Source organism: Pseudomonas sp. S44 (genome assembly GCF_016624805.1).
Taxonomy (GTDB): domain Bacteria; phylum Pseudomonadota; class Gammaproteobacteria; order Pseudomonadales; family Pseudomonadaceae; genus Aquipseudomonas; species Aquipseudomonas machongensis.
This window is the reverse complement of sequence record NZ_JACVTY010000020.1, coordinates 91200-112159: the sequence shown is the minus strand read 5'-3', so window position 1 is coordinate 112159 and position 20960 is coordinate 91200. Positions and strand designations below refer to the sequence as shown.

Annotated in this window: 14 protein-coding genes; 5 read left to right on the top strand and 9 right to left on the bottom strand. The window is 64.7% G+C overall.

Features of this window, described 5'->3' with window-relative positions; all coding sequences use genetic code 11:
* Positions 1-28: 28 nt before the first annotated feature.
* The 3 genes from IAE40_RS16290 to IAE40_RS16280 all read right to left on the bottom strand — a co-directional run bounded on the left by IAE40_RS16290 (position 29) and on the right by IAE40_RS16280 (position 6202).
* Positions 29-2440 (bottom strand): glucose/quinate/shikimate family membrane-bound PQQ-dependent dehydrogenase, encoded by a 2412-nt coding sequence (locus tag IAE40_RS16290; RefSeq protein WP_200603536.1) that lies wholly within the window; start codon positions 2438-2440, stop codon positions 29-31.
* A 30-nt stretch (positions 2441-2470) separates the two neighbouring features.
* Positions 2471-3817: a carbohydrate porin gene (locus IAE40_RS16285; protein WP_200603535.1), complete on the bottom strand. Its 1347-nt coding sequence runs from the start codon at positions 3815-3817 to the stop codon at positions 2471-2473.
* A gap of 333 nt (positions 3818-4150) precedes the next feature.
* The gene (locus IAE40_RS16280; protein ID WP_153773998.1) at positions 4151-6202 is read right to left on the bottom strand and encodes a TonB-dependent receptor; all 2052 of its coding nucleotides are present in this window, start codon (positions 6200-6202) and stop codon (positions 4151-4153) included.
* A gap of 212 nt (positions 6203-6414) precedes the next feature.
* Here IAE40_RS16280 and IAE40_RS16275 point away from each other — a divergent pair, with 212 nt between their 5' ends.
* The gene (locus tag IAE40_RS16275; RefSeq protein WP_063543406.1) at positions 6415-6636 is read left to right on the top strand and encodes a VF530 family DNA-binding protein; all 222 of its coding nucleotides are present in this window, start codon (positions 6415-6417) and stop codon (positions 6634-6636) included.
* A 2-nt stretch (positions 6637-6638) separates the two neighbouring features.
* Positions 6639-7268, top strand: coding sequence for a Pr6Pr family membrane protein (locus IAE40_RS16270; RefSeq protein ID WP_151925367.1), 630 nt, complete (start codon positions 6639-6641; stop codon positions 7266-7268).
* Between the two features lie 55 nt (positions 7269-7323).
* On the opposite strand, the gene IAE40_RS16265 is transcribed toward IAE40_RS16270, so the two are convergent.
* The 4 genes from IAE40_RS16265 to IAE40_RS16250 form a co-directional block, all read right to left on the bottom strand.
* Complete coding sequence (locus tag IAE40_RS16265; RefSeq protein WP_197892666.1) at positions 7324-8085, bottom strand: siderophore-interacting protein; 762 nt, start codon at positions 8083-8085, stop codon at positions 7324-7326.
* On the bottom strand, positions 8082-8624 hold the full coding sequence (locus tag IAE40_RS16260) for a PadR family transcriptional regulator (protein ID WP_063543412.1): 543 nt from the start codon (positions 8622-8624) through the stop codon (positions 8082-8084). Before IAE40_RS16260 ends, IAE40_RS16265 begins: the two co-directional genes overlap by 4 nt.
* A gap of 116 nt (positions 8625-8740) precedes the next feature.
* Positions 8741-11857, bottom strand: a complete 3117-nt coding sequence (locus IAE40_RS16255) for a transglycosylase domain-containing protein (RefSeq protein WP_200603534.1) — start codon at positions 11855-11857, stop codon at positions 8741-8743.
* A 102-nt stretch (positions 11858-11959) separates the two neighbouring features.
* The gene (locus tag IAE40_RS16250; protein WP_200603533.1) at positions 11960-13579 is read right to left on the bottom strand and encodes an FMN-binding glutamate synthase family protein; all 1620 of its coding nucleotides are present in this window, start codon (positions 13577-13579) and stop codon (positions 11960-11962) included.
* A 184-nt stretch (positions 13580-13763) separates the two neighbouring features.
* Here IAE40_RS16250 and IAE40_RS16245 point away from each other — a divergent pair, with 184 nt between their 5' ends.
* Positions 13764-14021 carry a type B 50S ribosomal protein L31 gene (locus IAE40_RS16245; RefSeq protein ID WP_054891864.1) on the top strand — a complete coding sequence of 86 codons (258 nt, stop codon included), beginning with the start codon at positions 13764-13766 and terminating at the stop codon, positions 14019-14021.
* A gap of 6 nt (positions 14022-14027) precedes the next feature.
* Here the strand turns inward: IAE40_RS16245 and IAE40_RS16240 are convergent, their stop codons facing one another.
* Positions 14028-18311 (bottom strand): DEAD/DEAH box helicase, encoded by a 4284-nt coding sequence (locus tag IAE40_RS16240; protein ID WP_200603532.1) that lies wholly within the window; start codon positions 18309-18311, stop codon positions 14028-14030.
* Positions 18312-18452: 141 nt separating this feature from the next.
* Here IAE40_RS16240 and IAE40_RS16235 point away from each other — a divergent pair, with 141 nt between their 5' ends.
* Positions 18453-18866 (top strand): NUDIX hydrolase, encoded by a 414-nt coding sequence (locus IAE40_RS16235; RefSeq protein ID WP_125930577.1) that lies wholly within the window; start codon positions 18453-18455, stop codon positions 18864-18866.
* On the opposite strand, the gene metR is transcribed toward IAE40_RS16235, so the two are convergent.
* Entirely contained in the window at positions 18850-19767 is a 918-nt protein-coding gene (metR, locus tag IAE40_RS16230; RefSeq protein ID WP_197892673.1) for a transcriptional regulator MetR, read from the bottom strand. The two genes, IAE40_RS16235 and metR, sit on opposite strands and share 17 nt — an antisense overlap.
* 197 nt (positions 19768-19964) lie before the next feature.
* On the opposite strand from metR, the gene IAE40_RS16225 reads away from it, so the two are divergent.
* Positions 19965-20960, top strand: coding sequence for an alpha/beta fold hydrolase (locus IAE40_RS16225; protein WP_054891809.1), 996 nt, complete (start codon positions 19965-19967; stop codon positions 20958-20960).

Below are 20960 nucleotides of genomic sequence, written 5' to 3'. Positions count from 1 at the left end.
GCGGTGGCCACACCGCCGCAGTCGAGGCTTATTCAGCCAGTTTGTAAGCGATGATGTAGTCGCCCATCTTGGTGCCTAGCGAGCCATGTCCTCCGGCCACGATCAGCACATACTGCTTGCCGTCCTTGCCCGTGTAGGTCATTGGCGTGGCCTGGCCACCGGCTGGCAGGCGAGCGCTCCACAGTTCCTTGCCGTTGTGCACGTCATAGGCGCGCAGGTACTGGTCCAGGGTGCCGCTGAGGAAGCCCACGCCACCGGCGGTGACGATCGAGCCACCCATGCTTGGTACACCCACCGGCAAGCCGATCGGTACAGGGGTGCTGTCACGAGTGGTGCCGTTCTTGCGTTTCCACACCACCTTGTTGGTGAACAGGTCGATAGCGGCCACATAACCCCAGGCCGGTGCCTGGCACGGCACGCCCAGTGGCGACATGAACGGGTGCATGGTCACGGCATACGGGGCGCCGGTGTTCGGCTGCACGCCGCTGGTCTCGCTTTCGCGCTTGCTGCCTTCGGCTACCTGCTCGCGCGGGATCATCTTCGACACGAACGCCATGTAGTTCGGCGAGGTGAACAGCAACTGACGCACCGGGTCGACCGACACGCTGCCCCAGTTGAACACGCCGACGTTGCCGGGATACACCAGCGAGCCCTGTTCGGACGGCGGGGTGTACTGGCCTTCGTAGCGCAGCTCGCGGAACTGGATGCGGCACAGCATCTGGTCGAATGGCGTGGCGCCCCACATGGCCTGTTCGGTCAGCTCGGGGCCGAGCAGGTTGAGGTCGGAGCGGGCTTGGGTCGGCGCCGTGTGATCGCCCTTGACCGCGCCTTGCGGTACCGGGATCTCGCGGATCGGCACGATCGGGGTGCCGTCACGACGGTCGAGCACGTACAGGCTGCCCTGCTTGGTCGGCACGATGACCGCAGGCTTCACGCCGTCGTCGGTCTTCAGGTGCACCAGGGTGGGCTGGCTGCCCACGTCCATGTCCCACAGATCGTGGTGGGTGAACTGGTAGTTCCAGCGTGCCTTGCCGGTGGCCAGGTCCAGGGCGACCACGCCAGCGCTGTACTTCTCGGCGCCTGGGGTGCGGTTGGCGCCCCACTGGTCAGGGGTCTGGTTGCCCAACGGCAGGTAGATCATGCCCAGGTCTTCATCGACGCTGGCCAGCGACCACATGTTCGCCGAGTTGCGGCTGTAGGTCTTGCCCGGCGCCAGGGGCTTGGTGTCGTCGGGGTTATCGCTGTCCCAGTTCCACACCAGGCGGCCGTCGTGCACGTCGTAGGCGCGGATCACGCCGGACGGTTCGTTGGTCGACTCGTTGTCGGTGACATGCCCGCCGATGATCACCAGATCACGGGTGATCGCCGCTGGCGAGGTGGAGTAGTAGCCGCCGGCGGTGAATGGGCCGATGCCGGTGGTCAGGTCGATCGCACCCTGGTTGGCGAAGCCTTCGCAGACCTTGCCGTTGTCGGCGTTGATCGCGATCAGGCGGGCATCGGCAGTGGGCAGGTACAGGCGTCGTGGGCAGGTCTGGGCAACGACCTGGCCGGCATCGGAGATCTTCGGCGCAGGGCTGCCGTCACGGCTGACGTAGCGGTTTTCGTCATAGTACGAAACGCCGCGGCAGGTCATGTGGGCGAAGCCCTTGAAGGTCTTGACCGGGCTCTTGACCTGCGGGTCGAAGCGCCAGATTTCGGCACCGGTGTCCGGGTCCAGGGCCAGCACCTTGCTGTGCGCGGTGCAGGCATAGAGCATGCCGTTGGCCTTGAGTGGGGTGTTCTCGTTGGTCAATTCGACCGGGTCGTTTTCGGTCGGCAGGTCGCCGGTGCGAATGCGCCAGGCTTCTTTCAGGCGATAAGCGTTCTGCGGGGTGATCTGGCGCAGGGGCGAGTAGCGGTCGCCGTGTTCGGTACGCCCGTAGGCCTGCCATTCGCCGTCCGGCATGGAAGGGGCTGCACTGGCCATTTCGCTGCTGTCACGCCCCAATTCGCCGAAGATCTCCCCGGGATGGGTGAACTGGCTACCAACTGCGGTTGCGCCGGAAGCGACCACGGCGGCGGCCAGCAGGGCGCCGTTGACCTTAGAGGCAGGCCCAAGCAGCGGGCGGCGCGCCCAGGGCAGCAGCAGGACCACGCCGAGGGCGAACCAGATGGCCAGGCGTGGCACCAGTTGCCACCAGTCCAGACCCACTTCCCATAGCGCCCAGGCGGTGCTGGCCAGCAGCACCACGCCATACAGGCCAAGGCCGATGCGGCGCAGGGCGATCAGCAGGATGCCCGAAAGGGCAAAGCCGATCCCGCCGATCAGGTAGTAAAGGGATCCCCCCAGCTGGCTCAGCTTGATACCGCCTGCGATCAGGGCCAGGCCCATCAGCAACAGCAGCACGCCTACGAGGCGCGGTAGCCAGCGGGTTCCATTCTTGGCACCGTCAGTGCTCATCGCATGTTCTCCGTTCGTTCAAGGTTGGGTTCAGAAACTGCTCTGGATCTTCAGGCCGCCGATCAGCGCGTCATCGACCTGCGACACCCCGCCCGGATGGCGGATGTACTGCAGGTTAGGACGCACGGTGAGCCAGTCCGCCAGGTGAACGCCGTAGTAGAGTTCGGCGCTGTATTCGGTGTCCTGGACGGGCAGGAAGCCGGGATTGTCGTAGTCGACGACGGCGTTGGCCTGGTTGGCCAGGCGCGCGTTCTTGCGGTAGGCGGGGTTGACGTGCACGCGGGCGAGGGCGAAACCGATGTCGTCCTTGGCGCGGGCATCGAAGGGCCCCTTGTACACCACACCTGCCTGAACGTAGTTGTCGATGGCATTGGTCTTCTTGTCATGCATCGTTGCATTGGCGAACAGGCTTAGCCCGCGGGAGGCGTCCGAGGCGCGCGAGGTCACCTGCTGCTGGGCGCCGAGCCAGAAACCATGCTTGCTGGCGCTGCTGCGGTAAGCCTGGCCGCTCAAGGCCGCCGGTTGGCCGTTGCCGTCCTTGTAAACATCCTGTGCCTTGGCATTACTGTAGTAGTAGCCGGCGCGATATTCCCCTTTCAGACCATTGACCCTTGGGGTCCACACCAGTTCGATCGGCATCAGCGCACCTTGCGTACCGCTGCCACTGAGCTTGAAACCATTGCCGGATTCAAGGTTGGAGGGATTCTGTTCGAAGACGCCGACCTGCGCGTAGAGGTCGTCAGCGAGGTTGTACTTCACCCGCAGCGCCCATTGGCTGACCGGCCAGTTGTACCAGATGCCACCCACCCAGTTACCCACCTGGGAACCGCAGAACGCCAGGTTCTGGAAGTCGCAGGGGAAGCTGTTGAAGTCCTCGCCTTCACCGAAGCGGCCGACCTTCACGTCCAGTGCGCCATCGAAGTATTTCTGCTTGATCCACATTTGTGTCAGACGCCAGGTTTCGCCGCGGCCCCAGACTTCCTGGGCGGAGGTGAAACCTCCCACGCGCGGGTCGTTGATCCGGTCGTTGCTGATGTTCTGGCCGTGGCGTTCGGTGACCGTCAGCTGGAATTCGCTGTCGTGCCAGCCGAGGATCTTTTGCAGGTCCAGATGGGCGCCCAAGGTGAACTGGTCGCTGTAGCGTGCGGTGCGATCGTGATCGAAGCCGCCGTGCAGGTTACTGCCCATTTCGCCGGTGTAGCCGAAGGTGAAGTCGTAGCCCTGCGCCTGGAGTGCGGTGCGGGTACCGTCCCAGTCACCGAACATCCAGGGTGAGTCTTTGGCGAAGGGCGCGTCTGCGCTGGCGCTGGGCGAAAAGCCGCTGAGCAGGGCGGTGAGGGCGAGGCCCGGGTATGGATTCTTCGGCAGTTGAAACATGAGATAGCGCTGTCTTTTGATTATTGAGAAAAACGCAAGCGCATCGAGGAGCGAACGCTTCGATGGAAACGGCTGGAGGGTTTATTAGTGAAGCGTTTCAGCTTGCGGTGCGGAGGATATAGGGGAAGTTGTAAGAAAAAAAGACAAAATGTCGCAGGGGATTGTTGTCGCAGACGTAATAGTGGGTGCAGTTCCTGTAGGAGCGGGCTGGCCCGCGAAAAAAACACCACGCTGTCTGGCACGGGCTACGCCCGTGTTCGCGGGCAAGCCCGCTCCTACTCGGATTGGGCTGGCCTTTAGATTTTGAACAAGACAGTTGTCCCTGCAAGCAGGTCAGAAGCTGGTGCGCAGCCCGACTTCGACGCTACGCCCCGGTGCCGGCGCGATATCGCGCAGGATGGAACTGGCGTAGCGCACGGTCTGGTCGGTCAGGTTCTCGCCACGCACGAAGGCCAGCCACTGGCTCTGGCCAATGTCGAAGCGATAGCCGACGCTGGCGCCGAGGGTGGTGTAGCCGTCGGTGCCGTGTTCGTTGTCCGGCTTGCGGTGCTGCGAGGCGGCGTGTTGCACGTCCACGCGCGCCTGCCAGCGATCCAACTCCCACAGCAGGCCGGTGCCCAGCCGCAGCGGGGCGATGCGTGGCAGTGGCTCGCCGGTGTCGAGGTTCTTGGCGCGGGTATAGTCGCCGGACAGCTCCAGGGCGAAGCTGCCGTAGCGGTTCTCCAGCAGCTTCCAGCGATCCTGGGCCTCGATACCGTAGAAGCGCGCACGCACGCCCTGATACAGGTACTCAGGAATCCCGCCGTCGTCGTGGTCATGATCATGGTCGTGGTCGTCGTCACCATGGTCATGATCATGACCTTCACGCAGATTACCGCTGCCGATCAGGCCGATGTAGTTGCGAAAGTGGCTGTAGAACACGCCGACACTGCCCTTGTGCGTGCCGTTGTCGAAGCGCAGTGCCAGGTCGCCGGAAATCGCCTTCTCCTTGTTCAGGTTCGGATCGCCCACTTCATATGCTCCGGTGGCCACGTGCGCGCCGTTGGCATACAGCTCGTAGAAGGTCGGTGCGCGCTCGGTGTAGGCCAGGCTCGCCGCCAGTGCCCAGACCGGGTCGAGCTGGTACACCGCGCCCGATGACAGGCTTGCGGCATTGAAGCTGGTCGATTTGTCGGCACCGACGAAGTTCTCGTTACCCTTGGCATCCGGATCGATGCGGGTGTGCTCCAGGCGTGCGCCCAGGCTCAGGTTCAAGCGTTCGGTGGCCTGCCATTGCTCGAGCATGAACAGCGCCAGGCTGTCGGTGTCGGTGTGCGGCACGAAGGCTTCTTCACCCAGTGCCGAGAACTCGTTGCGACTGACCTGGGCGCCGATCACCCCTTCGACGGGGCCGATCGGCTGGTGGCGGGCTTCGATGCGCGCCTCATAGCCTTTGTTCTTGAAGGTGGTGTGGACCTCGCCCTCTTCGATCTCGCGGTGTTGGTAGTCGGTGTAGCCGGCGTCGACCTTGACCGAACTGAACGGCCCTTCGAGGTCGCGCAGTTCCGAGGCGAAGGCGTAGTGGTCCTGTTGCATGTCCAGGCGCACGCCGGGCTCGGCCACCGAGCCGTAGTTGCTGTCGTAGCGGCTATAGGACAGGCCTGCATAGCCATGGTCCCAATGGTAGGAACCACCGATGGCGCCGCCGTCCTGGCGGCCGTCGCTGTTTTCCAGGCGATGCTTGCTGCCGGGTTCGTCGGCGTCGCGCACCTTCGCGCTGCGTGCATAGCCGGGGATGCGCAGGTCGTTGAACTGACGGCTGTTGGCGTCCAGGTGCAGGGCGAAATTGCCGTCACCGGCTTCGAGCTTCCCAGCGCTGCTGCGTGTGGTGTCGGCGCCGCCATAGCGCAGCTCGCCTGCACCATGGATGCCATCGATCGGCGAGTCGGGAATGCGGTTGTCGAAGGTGTTGACTACACCACCGATGGCGTTGCCGCCGTAAAGCAGCGCAGCCGGGCCACGGACGATCTCGACGCGTTCGACGGTGACCGGGTCCAGCGGCACGGCGTGGTCATAGGACAATGACGAGGCATCCAGGGCACCGACGCCGTTGCGCAGGATGCGGATGCGGTCGCCATCCAGGCCGCGGATCACCGGGCGACTGGCGCCTGGACCGAACCAGGTGGAGGCGACACCGGGCTGTTTGTTGAGGGTTTCACCGAGGCTGCCGTGCTGCTGTTGCAGCAGGTCATCGCCTTCGAGCACGGTGCTTGGGGCGGCGAGCTGGCGGTTGCCGAGCGGGTTGGCGGTGATCACCTGGGGTTCGAGCTCCACCGCCTGGCTGGGCGATGACGCCAGCCACAAGGCGACAGCGAGGGGAGAGAGGCGCAGTGACTTGGACAACATGAGCGTGTGACGTTCCTTGGCAGATAGTTATAGTGAAGATACGAATAGATACAATATAACATTTCTATTTCATCACAGAGGTTTCCTGTCTGGCCAGGGGTTTGTGCTGTGGAAGGCTCTGGCCTGGGCTGGGAGCGCAGGCGGTCCGCATCCTTGCACACCGGCCCACTACACTCGTGTAAGGTGCGCATCTTTCAACGCGGGAGCACTGCATGAGCACGGCCCAACACAACGCACTGCACGGCAAGACGCTGGAGCAGATCCTCACCGAGCTGGTGGCCCACTACCAATGGCAGGGGCTGGCCGAGCGCATCGACATCCGCTGCTTCAAGAGCGACCCGAGCATCAAGTCGAGCCTGACCTTCCTGCGCAAGACGCCCTGGGCGCGGGAAAAGGTCGAGCAGCTGTACATCAAGCTGTCACGCAAGGCTTGAGGGTGCCGCGTCCCTGGCTGACCCTGGCCGCGCTGCTCGGCTGGACGGGGTTGGCGGTGCAGTTGTATCTGGTGCTGCTGGCGCGCTGGCAGGAGCAGGCCAGCTTGATCGGTGGCATGGTCAATCTGTTCGGCTATTTCACCGTGCTGAGCAACACCCTGGTGGCCACGGTACTGAGCCATGCGGCGTTCGGCCGTGAGACGGCGGCGCGGCGCTGGTTCCTGACGCCGGCGGTGAGTTCCGGTGTGCTGGTCAGTATCGTGCTGGTGGCAGTGGCCTACAGCCTGCTGCTTCGGCACCTGTGGCAACCCGAGGGTTGGCAGTGGCTGGCCGACGAACTGTTGCACGACGTGATGCCGCTGGTGTTCGTGCTGTACTGGTGTCTGGCGGTGCCCAAGGGGCGCTTGCGGCTATGGCACCTGGGCGCCTGGAGCCTGTACCCGCTGGTGTATTTCCTGTTTACCTTGTGGCGGGGGCATGAGATTGGGGTCTACCCCTATCCCTTTGTCGATGTGGCGAGCCTGGGGTATGGGCGGGTGCTGATCAATGCACTGGCGGTGTTGGCGGGGTTCTGGGGGATCGGGTTGCTGGTGATCGGGGTGGATCGGTGGTGGGGGCGGGTGAAGGGATGAGTCGGGACGAGTCGCTGCGACTCGTCCCGCGACAGGGCCGCATCGGTCTTACTGGCTACTCATCATCCGCAGTGCCCTCTGCGCGCCAGTAAGCAGCTGCCTTGAGCGCATCCTCGGCCACGCCCTTTTCCAGCAGCAAAGCCTTGGCCTGCCGGGTCAGGCCCTTCTCCAGCGCTACCCAGCCATACAGCCGGCCCTGCGGCAACGCCAGGTTTTTCACCAGGCCGAGCAGGTCCTCTGCCTGCCGACGTACCCAGATGACCTCCACCTGCGCCTTGCTCGGCAGCGGCTGGCGCTCCTGTTCATCCTCGATCTGGATGACCGCCAGCACCTGGCGTCCGGCCGGCAGCTCCTCGAGCCGTCGGGCAATCGCGGGGATGGCGGTTTCGTCGCCGATCAGCAGGTAGCTGTCGAAGATGTCCGGCACCACCATCGACGCGCGTGGGCCGGCGATATCGAGGTGCTGGCCCGGCGCGGCCTGGGCAGCCCAGGTCGAGGCAGGGCCGTCGCCATGCAAGACGAAGTCGATGTCCAGCTCCAGGGCGTCCAGGTCGATGCGCCGCGGTGTGTACTCGCGCATGGTCGGTCGTACGCCGCCGTCGCGGCCCAGGTTGCGGGCCTCGATCGCTTGTTGCTCCTCGGGCGTGCAGCCGAACAGCACCTTGACGTGGTCGTCCGTGCCCAGGCTGGTGAAGCCTGCCAGTTCCGCACCGCCCAGGGTGATACGGCGCATGCGCGGGGTCAGGTCGGTGACCCGCAGCACCTGCAGACGGCGTTGGCGGATCTCGTGGTTGACGCGATGAATGGTGTCGCTCATGGGGTTTTCTCCTGAACGGAATCGGTCGGCCCGCCTGCGATGGCCCTGGCCGTGTCGTTGAGCAGGCCGCGTACCCGCTCGATTTCCTCGGGTGTCCAGCGGCCGCTGTGCATGTGCAGGGCATGACGCAGATTGCCGACCGCCTCGTTGATCTCTGGCGGCCGGTCATGTCCGCGCAGGGCACGCTTGCTCAACTCGATGCGCATGCGTACGCCGTCGAGGGCGACGGCTTGTTCGGCGAGTGATTGGCGACCGACTTCGGTGATGACATAGAGGCGCTTGCTGCCCTGAATCTGGCCACTGATCAGCTCGGCTTCCTCAAGAAAGTTGAGGGTCGGGTAGATCACCCCGGGGCTGGGGCTGTAGCTGCCATCGAATAGCCCTTCGATCTGACGAATCAGGTCATAGCCGTGGCCGGGTTGCTCGGCGAGCATCGACAGCATCAGCAGTTTCAGATCGCCAGGGGCGAACACCCGCGGGCCGCGCTCACCGCGACCGGGGCGGCGCTCGAAAGGATCATGGGGGGCGTGGTCACGCATGAGGTGCAGGCTCCTTGTGTTTCGATATATCGCAAGATATTACTCAAGATATATCTAAACACAAGGCTTCAAATGCAGATGATTATCATCTGGTTTTTTGATGGGTGCCTTGCCTGTCAGTGCATCGCCAGTTGCGGCGCCTTGCATTCATTGGGGTTTCCCGGCTCCAGGTATGGCATGAGAATCGGCGCCATACCCTTGAGTACCTGCACGGGCAGTGCCGAGGTGAACTTGAACGACTCCGCCGTGCGTCCCGGCACGAAGGCGGTGAGCGTGCCGAAGTGGTTGTCGCCGAGGAAGAACACGAAGGTGGCAGTGCGGTTCAGCGAGCGTGAGCCGATCAGCCGTCCGCCGGCGCCGTAGCTCTGCAGGCGGTTGTCACCCGTCCCGGTCTTGCCACCCATCACCAGCGAGGTACCGTCGTGCAGCTTGAAGCTGCCGGAAATACGCCGCGCCGTACCGGCATCGACCACCTGCGACATCGCGCCTTTCAGGGCCCGCGCCACTTCCACCTTGAGGATTCGTTGGCCGCGGTCGGGGTCGCTGATCAGTTTGGTTTCATAGGGGGTGCCGGCCGCAAAGTGCAAGGTGTCGATGCGCAGGGTCGGCAGGCGTACGCCATCGTTCTGGATGATGCCTACCAGTTCGGACAGCGCCGCAGGGCGGTCGCCCGAGCTGCCAATGGCCGTGGCCAGTGACGGTACCAGGTGATCGAAGGGGTAGCCGACGCGCTTCCAGCGCTGGTGGATGTCGAGAAACGCCTCGATTTCGACCATGGTGCGGATGCGGCTGTCACGGGCGCCCTGGTGACGGCTCTTGAACAACCAGCTGTACACCTCCTGACGCTCGAAGCGGCTGGCGTTGACCATCTCGGTGGGGGTGGCGCCAGGGTTTTTCAGCAGGTAGCCGAGCAGCCACAAGTCCAGAGGGTGGACCTTGGCGATGAAACCCTGATCGGGCAAGTCGTACTTGCCTGGACCGTAGGCGGCGTACATTTCAGAAAGGCGGCCGTCGTTGAGCTTGGCCATGGCGGCCTTGTCCTTGGCGCTGTGCGCGCGGACGAAGGCGTTGAAGGTTTCCTGGCCGGCCTCGGGGAACAGGTAGCGGTGCACCGCCGCCAGGCGCTGGGGGGTGACGCGCATGCTGTCGAGGAAGGTGTCCAGGCGTTGCTGGGAGGTCTTGCGCTGGTACTTGCGCCAGAAGCGCATCAGGTAATTGGTGCCCTCGCGGTCGGCGAAGCGCGCCAGGTACTCCTGGCGGCGCGGGTCGGCGTCATCCTTGAGCAGTGGTTCGCGGTTGTAGGGTTGCTGGTAGGTGACGTAGCGCACCAGGTCGCGCATCAGGCGGATGAACGGCAGGTTGATCGACTCGCGCAATGCGTCCTTGAGGGTTGGGTTGCGGCCGTTGTCCTCCTTGCGGAAGTTGTTGAACACGTGCATGCCACCACCGGTGAAAAATGCCTCGCCGGTATTGGCCGAGTACTTGCGCTCCAGCGCGGCGTCGAGCATGGCGTCGAGGTTCTGGTTCTTGCTGTTCAGCATCAGCCATTCCAGTGACCACTGGGTGATGCGGTCCAGGTCGGCTACCTCCACTTTCTTGAGCTCGGCTACCGGCTTGCCGGCGTACTTGTCGTGCAGCTCGGCGACGATTTCAAGGTAGGTGGTCAGCACCCGCAGCTTGGCGGTCGAACCCAGTTCCAGCTTGCTGCCCTCGTTGATGTCGAACGGCTGGTTGGTGCTGTCGGTCTGCACCCGAACCCGCGAGCCGTCGGCGGTGCGCTCGAACAGGGTGAAGCTGTAGCTGACCTGGTCGGTGGTCTTGCTGGTCAGCAGGCGCTCGCCGATCAGGCCCATCTGCGCGGCGAACTCGGGGTCGGCGAGGTTCTTCAGGTACTGGCTGACCTGGGTCTGCAAGTCGGCTTGCAGGGTGCTTGTGGCGGAGAGGTCGAGGCGATCGAGGTCGTACAGCGGGCGGTTGAGCATGGCTGCCAGGCGGTTACGGGCCAGGCTGATGCCCTTGTTGGTGATGATCGGCACGATGGTCGGCTGAGCCACCCAGTCGCGGTACACCGCCTTGCTGGCCAGCGCGGCGTCGGCCAGCGGGCGATCGATGATGCCGTTGGCAGCGAGCACGCGGATATGCGAGTCGGTGAGCTCGGCCAGCTCGACGCGGCCTTTGGACAGGTAATGCGAAGGCCGACGCTGGGCAATCATCAGTGACAGCACTTCACGCAGCGCCAGGCCGCGAGCGGCCATGCTCTGGGCGTCGGTTTCGGTCGCGGTGAGCGCCTTGTTCACCTCGGCGAAGTCTGCGCCGTACCAGACCCGTAGCCCTTCGGCCATGCCATGCACTTCACCGTGCCCGGGTACCGCCGAGAGCGGCACGCTGTTCAGGTAGTCGCGCACGATGCGCTGGCGCGCCTCGGTGGTGTCCGGCCCGCCCTGATAGGCGCGCACGCTGGCAGAAATCATCTGGCGGATCTTCTCGGCGCCGTTGACCGTCAGGCCGTCCGGCGAGTGCCGGTATTTTTCCAACTGTGTCGCCAGGGTGCTGCCGCCCGCTGACTGGCCGGGCAGGGCCAGGTACTTGGCGACCTGGCTGTAGGCCGCCTTGGCGAAGCGTGGCCAGTCTACCGCTGGGTTGTTCTGCGGGTCCTTGCTGTCGAGCAGGTCGCGGTTCTCGATGAACAGCAGGCTGTTGACGATCACCGGCGGGATCGAGGCGAAGTCGTCGTACAGGTGCTGGGGGTAGTGGTACTGGTAGAGGGTGTCGCCGCGGCAGTCGGTGATCGACAGGCCGGCCTGGATCTTCTCGACGTAGGGCACGAACAGGCCGTGGTCGACATAGCGCATCAGTGCCGGGGAGAAACGCACCTGCTCGCTGATCAGGTAGTCGCGCTTGAGCAGGCGCGGCAGGAACTGACCCAGGGCGCTGTAGCCCAGGCGCTTGTCGAAGGGGCCGTCGCCTGGGTAGACGATCGCGTCGCTCGGCCCGCGCTCCAGCGAGTAGGTGAGGGTGCTGGCCAGGCGGCTGAATTCACGCGATTGCAGGTCCGAGCTCTGCACCTCCTCATAGACGGCAAAGCCCACCGCCACCATGGCCACCAGCACGATCAGGATGATCAGTCGCCACCACAACCGACGCTGACGAGGTGGCTTCGGCTGTGGTGGCTCGGCCAGAGGTGCTTCGGGTGCTTCCGTTCTGGTCTGTTCCGATTGCCACAGTGCGCCCATAGAGTTCAGTCCGGCCAAGTATTTTCGTCTTGCTTGTCTGAAGCTTAGACGCTGGCCGGACTTGGTGAAAAAATTGTGAGGGCGATGATCGGTGTATTCGGATCAGGCTGCGGCTTCGCTGTGCGGCTCGAAACTGTCGGCGCGCGCCAACTGCCACATCCGCGAGTAGAACTGCCCGTCCACCTCGCCGGTCAGTAGTTCGCCGGGCTTGAGGAACACGTGCATCTGCGAGAACAGCTTGATCTCGGTGGCGGAAATACGCCGCACCAGGTGCTTGGCCTCCACTTGCGCGGGATGCTCGAGGCCTGCAGCGGCCAGCATTTCGGCCAGGGCGCGCAGGGTGTTGTGGTGGAAGTTGAGCACCCGCTGGGCCTTGTCGGGCACCACCAGTGCGCGCTGGCGCAGGGCGTCCTGGGTAGCAACGCCGGTCGGGCACTTGTTGGTGTGGCAGCTCTGCGACTGGATGCAGCCGATGGCGAACATGAAGCCGCGTGCAGAGTTGGCCCAGTCGGCGCCGATAGCCAGCACGCTGGCGATGTCGAAGGCACTGACGATCTTGCCACTGGCGCCGAGCTTGATCTTGTCGCGCAGGTTCAGGCCAACCAGGGTGTTGTGCACGAACAGCAAGCCCTCGCGCAGGGGGACGCCGATGTGGTCGGTGAACTCCACGGGCGCGGCGCCGGTACCGCCCTCCTTGCCGTCGACGACGATGAAGTCGGGCAGGATGCCGGTTTCCAGCATGGCCTTGGCGATGCCCATGAATTCCCACGGATGGCCCAGGCAGAACTTGAAGCCCACCGGCTTGCCGCCGGACAGCTCACGCAACTGGGCGATGAACTGCATCATTTCGATGGGCGTGGAGAACGCGCTGTGGCGAGACGGCGAGATGCAGTCCTCGCCCATGACGATGCCGCGGGTGTCGGCGATTTCCTGGGTCACCTTGTGCTTGGGCAGAATGCCGCCGTGGCCGGGCTTGGCGCCCTGGCTCATCTTGATTTCGATCATCCGCACCTGTGGGTTGGCGGCCTGCTCGGCGAAGCGCGCGGGGTCGAAGCGTCCGTCCGCGGTACGGCAGCCGAAGTAGCCGCTGCCCAGTTCCCAGACCAGGTCGCCACCGTGCTCGCGGTGGTAGGGGCTGATGCTGCCTTCGCCGGTGTCATGGGCGAAGTTGCCGAGCCGGGCACCTTCGTTGAGGGCACGGATGGCATTGGCACTGAGCGAACCGAAGCTCATGGCCGAGATGTTGAAGATCGATGCCGAGTAAGGCTGGCTGCACTGCGGGCCACCGACGGTGATGCGGAAACCTGTCGGGTCGGCCAGTGGCGCGGGGCGCATGGAGTGGCCGATGAACTCGAAACCCGACTCATACACATCGATCAGGGTGCCGAAGGGTTTGTCGGAGGCTTCGTTCTTGGCGCGGGCGTACACCAGCGAGCGCTGGGCGCGGGAGAAGGGCAGGGCATCGCTGTCGGATTCGAGCAGGTACTGGCGGATCTCCGGGCGAATGCCTTCGACCAGGTAGCGAATGTTGCCCAGAATCGGGTAGTTGCGGCGTACCGCATGGCGTTTCTGCAGCAGGTCGAACAGGCCGATCAGGCTGAGCACGGCGGTGGTCAGGGTAAAGGGCCACAGCCATTCGTGGTGCAGGAAGGGAAGGCTGGCCAAGGTGAACAGCACGCAGGCGGCGAACACGGCGTAACGGCTGAGGAGTGACAGACTCATGCGAAAATCCTTGCGAATGCTTCGGTCAATCAGGCTCAGGGGCCTGGGCAAACCCCGACCATAGCCCGGTAGGGTGACAAATGGCCAGCGGACGAAAGGCGAGGGAAAATGAAATTTCGGGTATCGAAAATCATTCTCAATATAGTATGTTATAAAGTATCAATTAATGACCGAGGTGATTTTCATGAAAGCAGGTATCCATCCCGAATATCGTCCCGTGCTGTTCCACGACACGGCGGCGGATGTGTTCTTTCTGATCGGATCGACCGTGGAAACGGATCGCACCCAGGTTCACAGCGACGGCCAGACCTACCCCTACGTGGCGCTGGATGTGTCCAGTGCATCGCACCCGGTTTACACCGGTCAGCAGCGCAAAACGACTGTCGAGGGGCGAGTGGCCGGGTTCAACAAGCGTTTTGCAGGGTTTGCCGCGAAGGTTTAGGTGCGCTCAGTTGTCGCGCAACAGGCGCTGGCGCCAGGTTTGCTGTTCCTCGGCCGGTCCCTCGATCAGAAACCGGTAGTTGCCCGCGATCCGCACTGCCACCGGCACGCCGTCGCGATACAGCAGGCGGTTGCCCCCCGCAGCCGGTAGCTTGCTACCAGGCAGCAGGGTGCCGACCAGGTTCAATGGATCGCTGGCGCTGACCACCACCAGCGCCCCGTCCACTTCCCGCCGCCGCACCTGGCGCAATAACCCCACGGCTTCGGGCAGGGCGAACTGTTCGCCGGCCAGCCCGGCAATGAACCGCCCGCCACGGATTTCCCCGCGTGCCTCCAGCCGGTGATAGCAGCGCAGGAGTTCGCGCCATGGCGGTAGTGCTGCGCTTTCGCGTTCCAGCAGGCGCCAGCAGATCACCCCATAACGACGCAACAGGCTGCGGGCTATATGTTCCAGGCGCTGGTCGCTGTCCTGTTCGCCAGCACTGCGCCGCAGCAGCGCCCAGCGTCCGGCCTGCACCATGCTGCTGGACAGCGGTGGATGACCGCGACGGCTATTGCGTGACGAACGTTTGGCCGCTGGCGTTATCAGGCTGCGCAGACCGCTGAAGCTGTCGGCGGCCGCCAGCCCCGAGCCGACCAGTTCCTGCAGGGCGTTTTCCAGCTCGCTGGGCAGCAGGCGGGCTTGCTCGGCCAGTTCGTCGAAGAACAGCGCGCCATGGGCCTGCAAAGCCTGGTGCACGCGCTGTGCCCGTGCGCCGAGCGCCTCGGGCGACGGGATGCTGGCCAGGCTGCGCCACAGGGCGAGGTGTTCGCGCGGCAGAAGCACCAGCGGCGTGCTAGACAGGGTACTGCTCGACACACTGGCGGCCAGCCGCGTCCAGGCCCACTGGCCACTGCGACAGGCGTCGTCAAGCCAGTGCGGGCTGTAGTCCTTGATCCGCGCAGGCAACAGCTCCGCCTCCCAGGCCCCGGCGGCGCAGGGGAAGCCCTCGAGCTGTCCGAGCACCTGCGCTACCGCCTGCGGCCCGCGCAGGCGTTCCTCCTGGCTCAGGTGCTGCCAGTCGAACTGAAAACGCATGAAATCCTGCAGGCTGACCGGTTCGATCTCCCGGCGCAGGCGCTTGACGGTATAGCGGTGAATGCGTGCCAGCAGGTGACGCTCGCACCATTGCAGCGGCGGCTGACCTGGGCTGAAGTGCCCGCGCAAGACATAGCCTTCGCGCTCCAGCCGCGCCAACGCCTGCTCGACGTCGCTCTCGCTGCGGCTCAATGGCGTGGCGATCTGCGCCAGGGTGAGTGGGCCGAAGGCGCTCAGGCGGCCACGCAGCAGATCGCTCAAGGCGCTATCCGCATCGACGACCTGGTCGAAGCCGGGCAATGGCTGCAGGGCAGGGGCGAGCGAAGCGTCGGGGTACAGCGTGGTCATCGACCTCAGGCGCTCGCGAGCCAGCCACAGCGGCTGGCCGCAGGTGTCCAGACGGCAGGCACGGCCAGCGTCTGCCAACTGCCCGAGCAGGGCTGCCCAGCCATCGTTGGCTTGCACCTCGGCTTGCGTGATCGTGCCCAGGCTCATCAGCGCCTCGTGCATTTCGTCGAGGTTGAGCGGTCTTGGCCAGGCTTCATCCGCGACCGCACTGATCGCATCGGCATCCAGCGCGCCGAGGTCGTCGCCGCTGCGCACTTCGTTCCAACGTCGGTTGAGCACCGCTTGGGTACGGCGTTCCTCCAGCGGTGCGTCGTCGAGAAACGCATAGGGACGAGCATTGAGGATGGCCGCGGCCAGCGGTGAGGGGGCGGGCAGGTCGCGGCTAAGCAGGCGCACCTCGCCGCTTTCCATGCGCCGCAGCAGTGCCAGCCAGCCCTCGCTGTCCATGGCGTCGTGCAGACAATCGTCGAGGGTCTGTTGCACCAGCGGATGGTCGGGAATCTGGCGCTCGCCGACGATGTTTTCAAGGCAGGCGATCTGGTCGGGGAACACTGTGGCGACCAGGTCTTCGCTCTTCATCCGCTGGATCTGCGGCGCTACCTTGCGCCCTCCGATGAAGCGCGGCAGGGCCATCGCCACGGCCGCGTTCCAGCGCCAACGCACACCAAACAGCGGCGCGTCGAGCAGTGCCTGGACCAGCACCTGCTCGGCGGTGCGGCTCGACAGGTAGCGCCACACTTCATCGAGGTCGAAGCTGTGGCTGGTGGACAGCGACAGCACGATCGCATCTTCGCTGGCCGCCGCCTGCAATTCGAAATTGAAGGTGCGGCAGAAGCGTTTGCGCAGGGCCAGGCCCCAGGCGCGGTTGATGCGGCTGCCGTAGGGGGAGTGGATGATCAGTTGGGTGCCGCCGGACTCGTCGAAAAAGCGCTCCATCACCAGTGTCTGCTGCGACGGCAGGGCGCCCAGCACTTGCTGGGTACGGCCCAGGTAGTCGAGCAACTGGCTGGCGCTGTCGTCGTCCAGCACATAGTCGGCTTGCAGCCACCGCAGCACGCGGGACTGGTCGCCTGCATGCTGCTGCAGCTGCTCATCGAGACGTGCCTGCAGGCGCGCGACTGCGGTGGACAATTCGTCACTGCGCCCCGGCGCTTCACCGAGCCAGAAGGGAATGGTCGGCGGCAGGCCATGGGCATCCTCGACCCGTACCCGCCCGGGCTCCACGCGCAGGATGCGATAGGAGGCGTTGCCCAGCTGGAAGATATCGCCGGCGATGCTTTCCACCGCGAAGTCTTCATTGACGCTGCCGATGTTCAGTGCCTGGGGTTCGAGCAGCACGCTGTAGTCGGCAGTCTCGGGGATGGTACCTCCGCTGGTCAGGGCAGTGAGCTGGCTGCCGCGACGTCCACGCAGGGTGCCATTCACTGCGTCGCGATGCAGGTAGGCGCTGCGTACACCCTGGCGGCCGTTGTAACCCTCGGCGAGCATCTGCAGCAGGGCCTGGTAATGCGCCTGGTCAAGCCCTGCATAGGGCATCGCGGCGCGCAGGCAGTCGAACAACGCCTGCTCTGGCCAAGGCTGGTTGCTGACTTCGGCGATGATCTGCTGGGCCAGTACATCCAGTGGCGCGTTGGGGATGTGCAGCAGGTCCAGCTCGCCCCGGCGCACGCAGTCGAGCAGGGCCACGCATTCGATCAGGTCGTCACGCGAGGTAGGGAACAGTCGGCCCTTGGGAATGCCATCGACCTGGTGCCCCGAGCGGCCGACGCGTTGCAGGAAGGCGGCAATGGAGCCGGGCGAGGCTATCTGGCACACCAGGTCGACGTCGCCGATATCGATGCCCAGCTCCAACGACGCGGTAGCTACCAGCATCCGCAGACCACCAGCCTTCAGGCGCTGTTCGGCTGACAGGCGATGCTCCTTGGCCAGGCTGCCATGGTGGGCGGCGACTGCGTCCTGGCCCAGGCGCTCGCTCAGGTGCCGGGTCAGGCGTTCGGCCAGGCGCCGGGTGTTGACGAACACCAGCGTGGTGCGGTGTTCGCGGGCCAGGGCAGCGAGTCGGTCGTAGAGCAGTTCCCAGACATCCGTGGCCATCACCGCACCCAGCGGCACGGGCGGCACCTCGATGGCCAGGTCGCGCTCGCGGCTGTGGCCGACATCGACGATGGCGCAGGGCCGCTGATGCCCGACCAGGAACTGCGCCACCCGCTCGACCGGGCGCTGCGTGGCCGACAGGCCGATGCGGCGCAACGATCGGCCGCACAGGGCTTGCAGGCGCTCCAGGGTCAGTGCCAGGTGGCAGCCGCGCTTGTTGCCGGCCAGGGCGTGGATCTCGTCGACGATCACCGTGTGCACCTGATTCAGCCCGGCACGACCCGAGGCCGAACCGAGCAGTACGTACAGCGATTCAGGCGTTGTCACCAGGATGTGCGGTGCGCGTTTGCGCATGGCTGCGCGGTCTTTTTGCGGTGTATCGCCGGTGCGCACGGCGGTGGTGATGTGTGGTGCTTTCAGGTCTTGCTCGGCGAGTGCCTGGGCGATGCCTTCGAGAGGCGCCTGGAGATTGAGGCGAATGTCGTTGGACAACGCCTTGAGCGGTGAAACGTAGATCACCTGGGTTTGCGCGGGCAGCTCGCCGTCGTGCTCCAGACCTTGGCGAAACAGTTCGTCCAGCACTGCGAGAAAGGCGCTGAGGGTCTTGCCCGAGCCGGTCGGAGCGGCCAGCAGCATCGACTGGCCGGCGTGGATCAGCGGCCAGGCGCGGGCCTGGGCGTCGGTGACGGTGGCGAAGCGTTGCCGGAACCAGGTGCCGACGGCGGGGTGGAACAGGTCGAGCACCGGGTGCTGCTGTGCGGGCAGGTTCATGCAGTGTTTATGGCGTTTGGCGAGGTGGTTGGCAAGGGGCCGTTCGTCCGGCTTAGGGCGGAGTTGGCGTTTGCCCCGGTAAACCCGCTCAGAGCGCGCTGCATCAGGTATCCTCGCCAGCCTCTGTCCAGGAATGCCCCCATGACCAAGACTATCCATATCGCCGCCGCCCTGCTCATCGACCCGGCGGGCCGTACCTTGCTGGTACGCAAGCGCGGCACCCAGGCCTTCATGCAACCGGGTGGCAAGATCGATGCCGGTGAAACGCCGGTCCAGGCGCTGGTGCGCGAGCTGCACGAAGAGCTGGGCGTGCGCATCGACCCCGAGCAGGCCGTGCACCTCGGCCGTTTCAGCGCTCCGGCGGCCAACGAGCCGGGTTTTGAAGTACAGGCCGAGCTGTTTCGCGTCGAATGCGCCGAGGCGGTGATCCCGGCCGCGGAAATCGACGAAGTTCACTGGCTGGCGGCCGATCAGGCGCCAACCCTGGCACTGGCCCCCTTGACCCGTGACCTGATCCTGCCGCTGTGGCGTGAGGGCCTCAGCGCACCGCGCTGACACCGTCGAGGGTGGCGAACGAGGTATCCTTGGCGGTCAGCAGGAAATCACGCATGTACGGCGCATCGAGCATGTCGGTGCGCACTGCGGCATAGAGCGTGGCGAACAGGCCTTTCTCGCCCAGGCGCTTGCCCTTCACGTAGCCGCGCGAGCTGTACTCGTGCAATGCCCAGTGCGGCATGCCGCACACCCCGCGACCGCTGGCGACCAACTGCATCATCATCACTGTCAGCTCCGAGGTGCGCACCGCGGCCGGTTCGATATCGGCCGGCTCGAGAAAGCGGGTGAAGATGTCCAGGCGATCACGCTCCACCGGGTAGGTGATGAGGGTCTGGTCGGCCAGGTCGTCCGGAACGATGTAGGGCTTGCTCGCCAACGAGTGCTGGTTTGCCACCGCAAGCATGGCTTCGTAGGTGAACAGCGGCACGTAGGTGATGCCAGCCAGGTCCAGCGGGTCGGAGGTCACCACCAGGTCGAGATCGCCCCGGGCCAGTGCAGGCAAGGGGGCGAAGGCAAAGCCCGAGGCCAGGTCCAGCTCCACCTCCGGCCAGGCATCGCGGAACTGGTCGATGGTCGGCATCAGCCATTGGAAGCAGCTGTGGCACTCGATGGCCATGTGCAGGCGGCCCGCGGTACCGCCGGCGAGACGGGCGATGTCGCGTTCGGCGCCACGCAGCAGCGGCAGGGTGGCGTCGGCCAGTTGCAGCAGGCGCAGGCCGGCACTGGTGAAGCGGATCGGCTTGGTCTTGCGCACGAACAGTTGCATCCCCAGGCGCTCTTCCAGCTCCTTGAACTGGTGCGACAGCGCCGACTGGGTCAGGTGCAGGCGCTCGGCGGCCTCCACCAGGCTGTCGGCTTCGCGCAGGGCATGAAGGGTTTTCAGGTGACGGATTTCCAGCACTTGCAACTCCGGGAGAAACACTTGGTAAAAGATCGATTGGGTTGAGTTTCTCTCATGTTGCTGTGCCTGTCGACAGCACCCTGCAGATGACCGTTCGGCGACATTAATCAAACTGTCACGCAACTGTGGCAGCGCCACCGAAGGGATTTCATCAGACTCGCGCTCTACTGGGGATTTGCATTCTGGTGTTTCCTTCCATGCGGGTTTTTCTGATCTTCTTTCTTTTGTTGTGCGGGGCACCGACAGGTTTCGCCGCCGGCCGGTGCGATGCCCATGTGCCGGTGCAGCGAGCCGAGCTGGGTGAGTTGAGCCTGGTCTACCAGAGCGTTGGTGCGCCGGGGGATCCGGCACTGCTGCTGGTCATGGGCCTGGGCGGGCAATTGATCCACTGGCCGGATGATGTGGTCGAGGCCTTGTGTCGCCAAGGTTTTCGGGTCATCCGGTATGACAACCGCGATGTTGGCCTGTCGCGCTGGAACCAGGCACCGGCTTCGGCCAACCTCACCGTCGAGTTGCTGCGCTACAAGCTTGGCCTGCCAGTGGCGGCGCCCTACAGCCTGACTGACATGGCCGGTGACGGTCTGCACCTGATGGATGAGCTCGGGATCGAGCAGTTCCATGTATTGGGGGTCAGCATGGGCGGGATGATCGCCCAGCACCTTGCTGCCATGGCGCCGCAGCGTGTGCGCAGCCTGACGCTGGTCATGTCCAGCTCCGGTGCCGAAGGCTTGCCGGCGCCGAATCCTGCGTTGGTGCAGTTGCTGGCGCGGCGTAGTGCACCGAGCCGTGAAGTGGCGCTGGAGCAGCAGGCCGACTTGCTGGCGGCTCTGGGCAGCCCGACGGTGCACGATGATCGCGCGGTGCTGTTGCAGCAGGCGGCGTTGGCCTATGACCGGGCGTTCAATCCGGAGGGGGTCAAGCGCCAGATCATGGCGATCCTGGCGGAGCCGAGCCGGGTGGCGCTGCTCAACCAGTTGCGTGTGCCTACGCTGGTCGTGCATGGCACGGCCGACCCGCTGCTCCCGGTGATGCATGGGGTGCACCTGGCGGCGCACATCCAGGGCAGCCAGTTACGCTTGATTCCGGGGTTGGCGCACCGCTTCCAGGAGCCGTTCAAGGCGCCGTTGCTGGCGGCGGTGCTGCCCTATCTGAAGGCGCATCGTCAGGATGCGACGCACCTGGCAGGGCTTTGA

Coding starts and splice junctions, on each gene's coding strand:
- IAE40_RS16290 (WP_200603536.1), bottom strand. CDS start 2,440: ATGAGCACTGACGGTGCCAAGAATGGAACCCGCTGGCTACCGCGCCTC.
- IAE40_RS16285 (WP_200603535.1), bottom strand. CDS start 3,817: ATGTTTCAACTGCCGAAGAATCCATACCCGGGCCTCGCCCTCACCGCC.
- IAE40_RS16280 (WP_153773998.1), bottom strand. CDS start 6,202: ATGTTGTCCAAGTCACTGCGCCTCTCTCCCCTCGCTGTCGCCTTGTGG.
- IAE40_RS16275 (WP_063543406.1), top strand. CDS start 6,415: ATGAGCACGGCCCAACACAACGCACTGCACGGCAAGACGCTGGAGCAG.
- IAE40_RS16265 (WP_197892666.1), bottom strand. CDS start 8,085: ATGAGCGACACCATTCATCGCGTCAACCACGAGATCCGCCAACGCCGT.
- IAE40_RS16260 (WP_063543412.1), bottom strand. CDS start 8,624: ATGCGTGACCACGCCCCCCATGATCCTTTCGAGCGCCGCCCCGGTCGC.
- IAE40_RS16255 (WP_200603534.1), bottom strand. CDS start 11,857: ATGGGCGCACTGTGGCAATCGGAACAGACCAGAACGGAAGCACCCGAA.
- IAE40_RS16250 (WP_200603533.1), bottom strand. CDS start 13,579: ATGAGTCTGTCACTCCTCAGCCGTTACGCCGTGTTCGCCGCCTGCGTG.
- IAE40_RS16245 (WP_054891864.1), top strand. CDS start 13,764: ATGAAAGCAGGTATCCATCCCGAATATCGTCCCGTGCTGTTCCACGAC.
- IAE40_RS16240 (WP_200603532.1), bottom strand. CDS start 18,311: ATGAACCTGCCCGCACAGCAGCACCCGGTGCTCGACCTGTTCCACCCC.
- IAE40_RS16235 (WP_125930577.1), top strand. CDS start 18,453: ATGACCAAGACTATCCATATCGCCGCCGCCCTGCTCATCGACCCGGCG.
- IAE40_RS16225 (WP_054891809.1), top strand. CDS start 19,965: ATGCGGGTTTTTCTGATCTTCTTTCTTTTGTTGTGCGGGGCACCGACA.